Genomic DNA, 11,411 nt, shown 5'->3' on the forward strand with positions numbered 1-11,411 from the left:
GTCTCTCCAAACGGGAGAGTGAGACAATCCAAATGACGGTTCTGGTCACCGGCGGCGCTGGTTACATCGGAAGTCACATGGTGCATGCGCTGGTGGAAGCCGGCGAGAATGTCGTTGTCATCGACAATCTGTCCACCGGCTTCTCCACCTATCTGCCCGAAGGCGTGCCGCTGTTCATCGGCGATGTCGCTGACGAGAATCTCGTCGAGGGCGTGATCAATGCCCACGGCGTCGATGCCATCATCCATTTCGCGGGCTCCGTCGTCGTGCCGGAATCCATGCGCGATCCGCTCGCCTACTATCGCAACAACACCGCGACCTCACGCAACCTGCTCAACGCAGCGGTAAAGTGCGGCGTCAAGCGGTTCATCTTCTCATCGACGGCCGCGGTCTATGGCAATCCTGACTTCACACCGGTTGCTGAAGATGCGCCGACGCGCCCGCTCTCGCCCTACGGCTCCTCGAAGCTGATGACCGAAATCATGCTGCACGACATCGCGCCGGCCTATGGCATGGAATTCGTCGTGCTGCGCTACTTCAATGTCGCCGGCGCCGATCCGCAAGGACGCACCGGCCTCGCCACCATGGGCGCAACACACCTGCTCAAGATCGCCGTCGAGGCCGCCACCGGCCAGCGCAGCAAGATCGACGTCTATGGCACCGATTATCCGACCCCGGACGGCAGCTGCATCCGCGATTTCATCCATGTCAGTGATCTCGTCCAGGCGCATCGCGCCGCCCTCGGTTATCTGCGCGAAGGCGGCACCTCGACAACACTGAATTGCGGCTATGGCCGCGGCTATTCGGTGCTGGAGACGATCGAGGCCGTGCGCCGTGCATCCGGCCGGAACTTCGCGGTTCAATACGCCCCGCGCCGTGACGGCGACATCATGACCATGATCGCCAATACGTCCCGCATCCAGGCCACCCTTAACTGGACACCTGTTTACGACGACCTCGAAACCATCGCCCGCCACGCGCTCGCATGGGAGGAGAAACTCGCCCGGGAGCGCTTCGGGGTCGAACTGATGGCACAATCGGCCTAATTCAGGCCCGAGCCACGGTTCGACGGACGGGTTAACAAAGTCCTGACAAGCCCTATTTTGGCTTGAAAATCCTTGGTTTAACAGGCAATCAGGCGGCTGTTTCGCAACGCCGACCGGGCGCCCGGCACACTGCCGCGGGCGGTTCCGTTCAGCGCCTCTGGACCGCGGATGGCCAAAGTTACACGCAAAATTACCGACGATCCCTCGGGCGCCTGGGCGCTGATCCGCCGCCTGGTCACTGAACAGGCCGCCACCTATTGGCGCCGCTACCTCGCCGCCTTCCTGCTGATGGCCCTCTCCGCCGGCGCTACCGCCTCCTCCGCCTATATGCTCGGCGAGGTCATCAACCAGGCCTATGTGGACCGCAGCATCGAGCGCATCGCGCTATTCTCCGGCTTCGTGGTCATCATCTTCCTGGTCAAGGGTGCGGCGACCTACGGCCACACCGTTATCCTGTCCAAGATTTCCAATGCCATCGTCGCCAATAATCAGCGCCGGCTGTTCGCCAAGCTGATGAGCGAGAGCATCGGCTTCTTCTCCGAGCGCCACTCCTCCGAATTCCTGCAGCGCCTAACCGCCGGCGCTAATTCGGTGACGCAGGTGCTGAACCTGCTGATCAATGCCGTCGGCCGCGATCTGCTGTCGCTCATCGCGCTGGTCGGCGTAATGGTGATGCAGGACCCCTATATGGCGATCACCGGCTTCCTTGTGGCGCCACCGGCGATCCTGGTGCTGCGCAAGCTGGTTCGCCGCATCAAGGGCCTGGCGCGCAACCAGTTCACCGGCACGGCCGAAATTCTCGAAGTGATGCAGGAGTCGCTGCAGGGCATCCGCACCGTCAAGGCCTTCACGCTCGAACAGACGATGCAGGCGCGCATGGAAGCCAGCATCACCTCCGTCGAGCAGAACGCCAACAAGATGGCGCGTGTCTCCAGCCGCTCCTCGCCGCTGATGGAAAGCCTCGGCGGCTTCGCCATTGCCGGCGCGCTGATGTATGGCGGCTACCGCGTGGTGGCGATGGGCGCGACGCCCGGCCAGTTCTTCTCCTTCATCACCGCTTTCCTGCTCGCTTATGAGCCGGCCAAGCGCCTCGCGCGGCTGAACATCGATCTCAACAGTCAGTTGATCGGCGCGCACACGCTGCTGGAGATCGTCGATAGCCCGGCCACCGAGCCCAATGACGATCACAAGCCTCCGCTAAAGCTGACCGACGCTCGCGTTGAATTGCGCGACGTCACTTTCCGCTACCGCCCCAGCGAGATCGTGCTGAATCGGATGAGTTTTGTCGCCGAGCCCGGCAAGATGACCGCCCTTGTCGGCCCCTCCGGCGGTGGCAAGTCCACGGTGCTGGCACTGCTGCTGCGCATGTATGAGGTCAGCGAAGGCCAGGTCGTGATCGACGGCCAGAACATCGCCGATGTCTCCCGTCACTCGCTGCGCAGCCAGACCGCCTATGTCGGCCAGGACGTCTATATGTTCCGTGGCACCATTCGCGAGAACATAGCCTTCGGCAAGCCAGGCGCGACCGAGGACGAGATCGTTGCTGCGGCCAAGGCCGCCTGCGCGCATGACTTCATCCTCAGCTTCCCGCTGGGCTATGACACGCCGGTTGGCGAACATGGCACCACACTGTCGGGCGGCCAGCGCCAGCGCATCGCCATCGCCCGCGCGCTGGTGAAGAATGCGCCACTGATCCTGCTCGACGAGGCCACCGCAGCGCTGGATTCCGAATCCGAGAAATCGGTGCAGGAAGCTATCGAGCATCTCTGCCAGAACCGCACCACCATCGTCATCGCGCATCGCCTGCACACCATCATGCATGCTGACGCGATCCTGGTGGTCGAGGGTGGCGAGATCGTCGAGCGCGGCCGCCACGATGACCTGCTGCGCCGGGATGGCCGCTATGCGTCCTTCTTCCGCCTGCAGCATCGTGAAGCCTCCCCGCTGGCGCCGCTCGACGCATCGGCGTAAGAACGTCCCCGGCCGCCTCGCAGCGGATCAATGTCACTTGCAACCAGTCTGAGACACCTTTCATGACCGCTTCCTACGTGATCACTCCGCCGCCGCAGGCCGCCATCGCTGTTCAGGGCGAGACCGCCAAATTTCCGGTCCGCCGCGTCTGGTGTGTCGGCCGCAACTATCTCGAGCACATCCGCGAACTCGGCAATGACGAGCGCAACCCTCCCTTCTTCTTCGCCAAGCACGCCGACATGACCGCGGCCGACGGCAGCGTGATCCCCTACCCAACGCTGACCAAGGACATGCAGCACGAAGTCGAGCTGCTGGTCGCGCTGAAGAGCGGCGGTCTCAACATCTCGCCCGAACAGGCCCTCGATCACGTCTGGGGCTACGGCGTCAGCGTCGATCTCACCCGCCGCGACCTGCAGACGATCTCGCGCAAGAAAGAGCAGCCCTGGGAGATCGGCAAGTCGTTCGACCAGTCGGCCCCGACGGGCGCACTAATCCCAGCCTCGAAGTCCGGTCATCCCTCCAAGGGCAAGATCTGGCTGTCGGTGAACGGCACCGAGCGCCAGAAGGGCGACCTGTCGGAAATGATCTGGAATATCGCCGAGATCATCTCGAAGCTGTCGCTGCAGGTCGAACTCGGCGCCGGCGACGTCATCCTCACCGGCACGCCAGCCGGCGTCGCTGCGCTCAATCCCGGCGACAAGGTGGAGTGCGGCGTGGACGGCATCGGCACCTTGAAGTTCGCGATCAGCGAGCCCAAGTAAGCGCCAGCAAAGCTGGACGAGCCAAGAAAAATCAAAAAGGCCGCGCATCCTGCGCGGCCTTTGTCGTTTTCAGCCCAGGATACATCACATGAGACTCGAACTCGGCCTCGACACGTTTGGCGACGTCACGCGCGGCGCTGACGGCCAGATGCTGTCGCATGCACAGGTCATCCGCAACGTCATCGACGAAGCCGTATTGGCCGATCAACTCGGCGTCGATTTCTTCGGCGTCGGCGAACATCACCGCGCCGACTTCGCCGTGTCCGCACCTGAAGTCGTGCTTGCCGCCATTGCTGCGCGCACGAAACGCATACGTTTGGGATCAGCCGTAACGGTACTGAGCTCGGACGATCCAATCCGTGTCTTCCAGCGCTTTGCGACAGTCGATGCTGCATCCAACGGCCGCGCCGAAGTGATCCTTGGCCGCGGCTCGTTCACCGAGTCCTTCCCGCTGTTCGGCTTCAAGCTCGATCAGTATGAGACGCTGTTCGAGGACAAGCTCGATCTGTTTGCGGAGCTGGTGAATAGCGATGAAGTCACCTGGAGCGGCACCACCCGCCCTCCTCTGGCCAATCAGCACGTTTATCCGCCGATAGAGACCGGCAACCTCGTGACCTGGATCGGCGTCGGGGGCAGCCCGCAATCCGTGGTGCGCGCCGTGCGCTACGACATGCCATTGATGCTCGCCATCATCGGAGGCGATCCCGAGCGTTTCAAACCCTATGTCGATCTCTATCACCGCGCCTATGCCGAGATTAAGCGTCCCGCGAAGCCGATCGGCGTGCATTCACCCGGCTATGTCGCCGCCAGCGACGAGCAGGCGCGGGAGGACATCTGGGGCGACTACAAGCAGATGCGCGACCGCATCGGCAAGGAGCGCGGCTGGCCGCCGATGGAACGGCGCGAATTCGACCAGGAGGTCGATCACGGCTCGCTCTATGTGGGATCGCCGGAGACCGTGGCGAAGAAGATCGCGAAGACAGCGAAGGCGCTCGGCCTGTCGCGCTTCGACATGAAATACAGCGCAGGCCCTTTGCCGCATGAGAAGCTGATGAGCTGCATCGAACTCTACGGGACCAAGGTCATTCCGATGGTGCGGGAGATGCTGAAGTAACACGCCTACTGTCATCGCCCGGCCTGACCGGGCGATCCAGTACACGCTACCGTTTGAGTCTACTGGGTCACCCGGTCGAGCCGGGTGACGACAGTTGGAGTGAAAAACAAAAGCCCCGGATCGCTCCGGGGCTTTTCTTATTCAATCGGTCAAGCCGAAATCAGTAGCGATAGTGCTCGGCCTTGAACGGGCCTTCCTGCTTCACGCCGATGTAAGCGGCCTGCTCGGTGCTGAGCGTGCTCAGCTTGACGCCGATCTTCGCCAGATGCAGGCGCGCGACCTTCTCGTCGAGCGACTTCGGCAGCACATACACTTCCTTCTTGTACTTGCTGTCCTTGTTGTTCGCGAACAGTTCGATCTGCGCCAGCGTCTGGTTGGTGAAGGACGCCGACATCACGAAGGACGGGTGACCGGTCGCATTGCCGAGATTGACCAGGCGGCCTTCCGACAGCAGGATCATGCGCTTGCCGTCGGGGAAGGTGATTTCGTCCACCTGCGGCTTGATGTTGTCCCACTTGAGGTTCTTCAACGTCGCGATCTGGATCTCGTTGTCGAAGTGACCGATGTTACAGACAATCGCACGATCCTTCATCGCGCGCATGTGCTCGATGGTGATGATGTCCTTGTTACCGGTGGCGGTCACGAAGATGTCGGCGCGCGGTGCCGCGTCTTCCATGGTCACGACTTCATAGCCTTCCATCGCCGCCTGCAGCGCGCAGATCGGATCGATTTCGGACACCAGCACGCGGCAGCCGGCCTGGCGCAGCGACGCGGCCGAACCCTTGCCGACGTCGCCGAAGCCGGCAACCATGGCGACCTTGCCCGACATCATGACGTCGGTGCCGCGACGGATGCCATCGACCAGCGATTCACGGCAGCCATAGAGGTTGTCGAACTTCGACTTGGTGACGGAGTCATTGACGTTGATGGCAGGCCACAGCAGCGTGCCGGCCTTCTGCATGTCGTACAGGCGATGCACGCCCGTGGTGGTTTCTTCCGAAACGCCCTTGATGCTCTCGGCGTTCGCCTTGAAGTAACCCTTCGGCTTTTGCTTGAGCTGCTTCTTCAACAGCGCGAAGAACACTTCCTCTTCTTCCGAACCCGGCTTGTCCAGGAACGCCGTGTCGCCGTTCTCGGCGCGCAGGCCGAGATGGACATACATGGTGGCGTCGCCGCCGTCATCGAGGATCATGTTCGGGTGACCACCGCCATGCCAGTCGAACAGCTTTGCGGTGTAGTCCCAATACTCCGTCAGGGATTCGCCCTTGACGGCGAACACCGGGATGCCGGCAGCGGCGATCGCGGCGGCGGCGTGATCCTGGGTCGAATAGATGTTGCACGAGACCCAGCGAATGTCTGCGCCGAGCGCCTTCAGCGTCTCGATGAGCACGCCGGTCTGGATGGTCATGTGCAGCGAGCCGGCAATGCGGGCACCCTTCAGCACCTGCTTCGGGCCGAATTCTTCACGGGTGGCGATAAGGCCGGGCATTTCGGTCTCGGCGATCGAGAGCTCCTTGCGGCCGAAGGGTGCCAGCGAAATGTCCTTGACGATGTAGTCGGAGAAACCGGCGGGAGCGGTCATGTTCAAATCCTTGCTGATGTCGTCATTCCTGGGCGCTCGCGCCTTCGCGAGCGAACCCGGAATCCCGATGTGATAGTCACTGCTAGGTTCCGGGTTCACATGCGCGAAGATGCGCATGTGCCCCGGAACGACGGGGGTGTTGTTAGACGTTGCGCTTCAGCGCATCGACGAGGTCGGTCTTCTCCCAGGAGAAGCCACCATCCGCATCGGGCGTGCGGCCGAAATGGCCGTAGGCGGCGGTGCGGGCGTAGATCGGCTTGTTGAGGTCGAGATGCTTGCGGATACCGCGCGGCGTCAGATCCATCGACGCGGCGACCGACTTCTCGATCACATCGTCAGCGACCTTGCCGGTGCCGTGGGTGTCCACATAGATCGACAGCGGACGCGCCACGCCGATGGCGTAAGCGAGCTGCAGCGTCGCCTTGTCGGCGAGGCCGGCAGCGACGATGTTCTTCGCGACATAACGGGCAGCGTAAGCAGCCGAGCGATCGACCTTGGTCGAATCCTTGCCCGAGAACGCGCCGCCGCCATGCGGGGCTGCGCCACCGTAGGTGTCGACGATGATCTTGCGGCCGGTCAGACCTGCGTCGCCATCGGGACCGCCGATGAAGAACTTGCCCGTCGGGTTGATGTGCCAGATCGTCTTGTCGGTGATCCAGCCGTCCGGCAGCGCCTTGCGGACATAAGGCTCGACGCGCTCGCGCACCTGGTTCGAGGTCATGTCCTCGACGAGATGCTGATGCGACACGACGATCTCGCGCACGCCGACCGGCTTGCCGTTTTCATACTGAACGGTGACCTGGCTCTTGGAGTCCGGGCCGAGCACCTTTTCGGTGCCGGCATGACGGGCTTCCGAGATCAGGCGCAGGATCTTGTGCGCGTAGAAGATCGGGGCCGGCATCAGTTCCGGGGTTTCGTTCGACGCGTAGCCGAACATGATGCCCTGATCGCCGGCGCCTTCTTCGGCATTGGTCGGCTGCTTGGCATCGACGCCTTGCGCGATGTCTGCCGACTGCGGATGCAGCAGGATCTGCACATCGGCCTTCTGCCAGTGGAAACCGTCCTGCTCGTAGCCGATATCCTTGATGGCGGCGCGAACGACGGCTTCGATGTGATCATTGGTGACGGTCGAGGGACCGCGGGTTTCGCCGGCGATCACGACCTTGTTGGTGGTGGCGAGGGTTTCGCAGGCGGCGCGGATGTCCCAGGGATCGATGCCCGCCTTCGGGCCTTCGCGGAAGAACAGATCGACGATCTCGTCCGAGATGCGATCGCAGATCTTGTCGGGATGGCCTTCGGAAACGGATTCACTGGTGAAGAGATAAGACGCGCGCATCAACTGATCCTCTGTGTTTGCGCCGGGGACGGCAGTTCGTTGGATGTTTCGGCTTGTTCGATGTGTCAGTCGCGACGCCGCGAGATGACGTAGGATTCGTCGTAAAACCAGAGACCGTTGTGCTTGCGCAAAACCTCTCTCGTGGCATCCAGATAACGGCCGCTCTGCGTCACTTCCGTCAAACGGTCATCCTCGATTTGGGCCACATAGACCGCCGCGTTCCAGGCTGCGAATGCCGTCGAGGTTCCGATCGAACCGGTGACCTCATTCGGCAGCGCCTCCATGGCGTAGCGAAAGATCGACCGCTGGTCGGAATAGGCATTGAAGTTCAGATCGCGGCCGGCGGAGCCCAGCTCGTATTTCACTGCCCGCAATAGCTCATGCCGCGAGACGGCGAAAGGATTTTCTTTGGGCCAGACGGCTTGGACAATCTCCATACCGGGGTCCTGCCCATGCGAATGGATGCCAATCAGCCGCCCACCTGCCCGCAGTGCCCGGGCCAGTGGAGCTATGATGCGGCGGGCACGAAATTGGACAGAACTTTTCGCGCGATAGGGCTGGGACGCGATAATCAGGTCGAAATTGGCCTCGGTACGCCCGGCGCGGGGGATGATGTTGTCGAGCAAAAAACGGTGGTCTTCGCGGTAGACCACCAATGCGACGGGGCGCTCATAGGTCGGCATGCCCGAGCGCGGATTGATGCTGGCGCGCCAATTGTCCTCTAGAAAAGCTCCAAGACCCGCGATCTGGTCAGCGAATTCCCCGGAGGAGCCGCCGCGCAAGGGAACCTCGTGCCAGATCATGGCGGCGGCGGCGGTCGGCGATGCGGGGGTCAGGCTCGGGGCTTCGGCGTAGTGCATGTTGGTGAGCACAAACACCGTGGCTGGATGCTCGAACAGGCGATCCGGGATCTTGTCGAGGGTCAGGCGGGCATCTTCAAGGCTGAGTTCCTTGCCCGCGATGTAGAACGGCATATGCGGAAAACGGCCGTGCATCGAGCGCATCACGCGCGACAGCACGGTGCCGTCGCCGACGCCGGCATCGAACACGCGCAGCGCCGGCGGGCGCGGATGGATGTTGGCGAGCTCCAGCGCGACGCGATCGGCGATCACCCGCTTTTCCGAGCAGGTGTGCACGAAAAGCAGGTATTTCTGCCGGTTTTCGAAGAATCGAAAATTGCTGCGCGGATCGCGGCGCTCGATCGGCGCCTCCAGACCTGGCGGCGGCGGCACGCCTTCCGGCATCGACTGGGCAATGAAAGCCTGGATCCGCTCCAGCGTATCGATGGTGATGCGCTTGCCCTCGCGCAGGCGCGCGACCAGCTTGCCGTCATTCACCGCGCGGCGGCCGAAGGTCGATTCCGCCATCTCCGCCTGGCGACAGAAATCCGAGATGATTCCGAGGATCTGGTCGTTTTTCATTGAATTTCTTGCGGCTTTCTAGCGGCAGAACATGTGGCAGGCTTGCGGCAGCCTGGCGGCGAGGAGTGGGCAGACACACCCCCTGCCCACTCTCTAGCATACTCTGCCCACTGACGAAATGGTCTTCATTTTCGTGGTCAGGATTCACGATTAACGCGAGAACATGGTCCATCCACCCGGCCGACCCGCAACTATGGGGGGTGGCCTGTCTCGCTCCTGTCGGAACCGCGTGATAGATGGATACCCATCGGTGCGATGCAGCATCGTTAGGGCATTTAAAGAGGCTGGAGCGACTGATGCGCATTGCGATGATCGGCACGGGCTACGTCGGACTGGTATCGGGCGCTTGTTTTGCCGATTTCGGCCATCACGTGACCTGCGTGGACAAAGCGGCGAACAAGATCGAGGCGCTCAAACGCGGTGAAATCCCGATCTATGAACCCGGCCTCGACGCCCTCGTCGCCGCCAATGTGAAGGCCGGCCGGCTTGAATTCACCACCGATCTCGCCGATCCCGTCGCCAAGGCCGATGCGATCTTCATCGCCGTCGGCACCCCGTCCCGCCGCGGCGACGGCCATGCGGACCTGTCCTACGTCCATGCCGCCGCGCACGAGATCGCGCAGAACCTGACCGGCTTCACCGTCGTCATCACCAAATCCACCGTCCCGGTCGGGACCGGCGACGAGGTCGAGCGCATCATCAAGGAGGCCAATCCGGCCGCCGATGTCGCCGTCGCCTCCAACCCCGAATTCCTGCGCGAAGGTGCTGCGATCCGTGACTTCAAGCATCCCGACCGCATCGTGGTCGGGACCGAGGACGAGCGCGCGCAGAAGGTCGTCGCCGAGATCTACCGCCCGCTTTATCTGAACCAGGCGCCGATCATGTATACCGGCCGCCGCACCGCCGAACTGATCAAATACGCCGCCAACGCATTTCTCGCGACCAAGATCACCTTCATCAACGAGATCGCCGATCTCGCCGAGCGCACCGGCGCCGATGTGCAGGACGTCGCCCGCGGCATCGGTCTCGACAACCGCATCGGCGCGAAATTCCTGCATGCCGGCCCCGGCTTCGGCGGCTCCTGCTTCCCCAAGGATACCCGCGCGCTGGTCAAGACCGGCCAGGATTATGAAGCGCCACTGCGCATCGTCGAAGCCGTGCTCACCGTCAACGACAATCGCAAGCGCGCGATGGCGCGCAAGGTGCAGCATGCGCTGGGCGGCAGCCTGCGCGGCAAGACGGTCGGCGTGCTCGGCCTCACCTTCAAGCCGAATACGGACGACATGCGCGAAGCCCCATCCATCCCGCTGATCACGGCGCTGCAGGACCTCGGCGCGACCGTGCAGGCCTATGACCCCGTCGGCATGGAGCAGGCCAAGAGCGAGCTGCCCTCCTCCGTGATCTATAGCGAGGACGCCTATGCCTGCGCCACGGGTGCCGATGCGCTGGTGATCGTGACGGAGTGGGAGCAATTCCGTGCGCTCGATCTCGCGCAGATCAAGGCGAAGATGAAGCAGCCGGTGCTGGTCGATCTGCGCAACGTGTATCGGCCGGAGGAGATGGAGAAGGCCGGCTTCACGTATGAAAGCGTGGGGCGCGGGAAGAATTAGCACCGGCAGTCGTGCGAATACACCTCATCGCTCCAGCGCGGGCATAACATCAGGCTCTTCAGTCGCCTTGCGCAAGATGGCGGCAGCTATCGTTTCATTGGTGACTTCGACCGGAGTTTCACTTGCATCGACAGCGAGTACGCCGATCACCTCCATCGGCGCACTCAAAATATAAGCCTCTGCCAAATCCGCCAGCCTGGTTGTTTCTGCCCGCATGAATTCAGCTGTCCAGTCGGATGGAATTCCCTTCACCGACGCGTATTCCGCATCGGATATGCTTTGGGCATGCCAGCGGATTTGATCGACAATTTTTTGTGGAGAGTAGTTCGGTGGTTTGCCGGATGCGGCCATGATCAGCGGACCTAACGAACACATCTGCGTAGCAATTGCGATCAAATCCGCAAAGTCGCGCGCCTTCCGTCGACTCGCTGCCGCAAGGATCTTGTTCACCGCGAGGTCGGCCTGATGCAGTCGAAGCCCCCACTGCTCATCATGGACCAAAGGAAAAAACCGGATCCGGGTGTCACTCATCCACTGGATGACGGTCGAAGACGCATTGTCGGAGACGGT

General features: G+C 62.2%; 9 protein-coding genes. 5 read left to right on the forward strand and 4 right to left on the reverse strand.

The features are described from left to right. The first annotated feature begins 32 nt into the window (after positions 1-32). From galE to ACIQ2A_RS23715, 4 genes are all read left to right on the forward strand, one after another. Positions 33-1,046: a UDP-glucose 4-epimerase GalE gene (galE, locus tag ACIQ2A_RS23700; RefSeq protein ID WP_398484068.1), complete on the forward strand. Its 1,014-nt coding sequence runs from the start codon at positions 33-35 to the stop codon at positions 1,044-1,046. A gap of 168 nt (positions 1,047-1,214) precedes the next feature. Then, positions 1,215-3,017 carry an ABC transporter ATP-binding protein gene (locus tag ACIQ2A_RS23705; RefSeq protein ID WP_398484070.1) on the forward strand — a complete coding sequence of 601 codons (1,803 nt, stop codon included), beginning with the start codon at positions 1,215-1,217 and terminating at the stop codon, positions 3,015-3,017. A 62-nt stretch (positions 3,018-3,079) separates the two neighbouring features. Beyond that, a complete protein-coding gene (locus ACIQ2A_RS23710) occupies positions 3,080-3,778 on the forward strand; it encodes a fumarylacetoacetate hydrolase family protein (protein WP_398484072.1) in 699 nt (232 codons plus the stop codon). Between the two features lie 88 nt (positions 3,779-3,866). Further along, positions 3,867-4,892, forward strand: a complete 1,026-nt coding sequence (locus ACIQ2A_RS23715; RefSeq protein WP_398484074.1) for an LLM class flavin-dependent oxidoreductase — start codon at positions 3,867-3,869, stop codon at positions 4,890-4,892. 160 nt (positions 4,893-5,052) lie between these two features. Here the strand turns inward: ACIQ2A_RS23715 and ahcY are convergent, their stop codons facing one another. From ahcY to ACIQ2A_RS23730, 3 genes are all read right to left on the reverse strand, one after another. Beyond that, positions 5,053-6,474 (reverse strand): adenosylhomocysteinase, encoded by a 1,422-nt coding sequence (gene ahcY / locus ACIQ2A_RS23720; RefSeq protein ID WP_398484076.1) that lies wholly within the window; start codon positions 6,472-6,474, stop codon positions 5,053-5,055. Between the two features lie 142 nt (positions 6,475-6,616). Further along, positions 6,617-7,810, reverse strand: coding sequence for a methionine adenosyltransferase (gene metK / locus ACIQ2A_RS23725; protein ID WP_398484079.1), 1,194 nt, complete (start codon positions 7,808-7,810; stop codon positions 6,617-6,619). A gap of 65 nt (positions 7,811-7,875) precedes the next feature. Next, positions 7,876-9,231 carry a hypothetical protein gene (locus ACIQ2A_RS23730; RefSeq protein ID WP_398484081.1) on the reverse strand — a complete coding sequence of 452 codons (1,356 nt, stop codon included), beginning with the start codon at positions 9,229-9,231 and terminating at the stop codon, positions 7,876-7,878. A 296-nt stretch (positions 9,232-9,527) separates the two neighbouring features. Here ACIQ2A_RS23730 and ACIQ2A_RS23735 point away from each other — a divergent pair, with 296 nt between their 5' ends. Continuing rightward, positions 9,528-10,841 (forward strand): UDP-glucose dehydrogenase family protein, encoded by a 1,314-nt coding sequence (locus tag ACIQ2A_RS23735; RefSeq protein ID WP_398484083.1) that lies wholly within the window; start codon positions 9,528-9,530, stop codon positions 10,839-10,841. A gap of 24 nt (positions 10,842-10,865) precedes the next feature. Here the strand turns inward: ACIQ2A_RS23735 and ACIQ2A_RS23740 are convergent. Beyond that, the coding region (locus ACIQ2A_RS23740) for a hypothetical protein (RefSeq protein WP_398484085.1) at positions 10,866-11,411 on the reverse strand (546 nt) is incomplete at its 5' end.

Source organism: Tardiphaga sp., from assembly GCF_044336785.1.
Classification (GTDB): domain Bacteria; phylum Pseudomonadota; class Alphaproteobacteria; order Rhizobiales; family Xanthobacteraceae; genus Tardiphaga.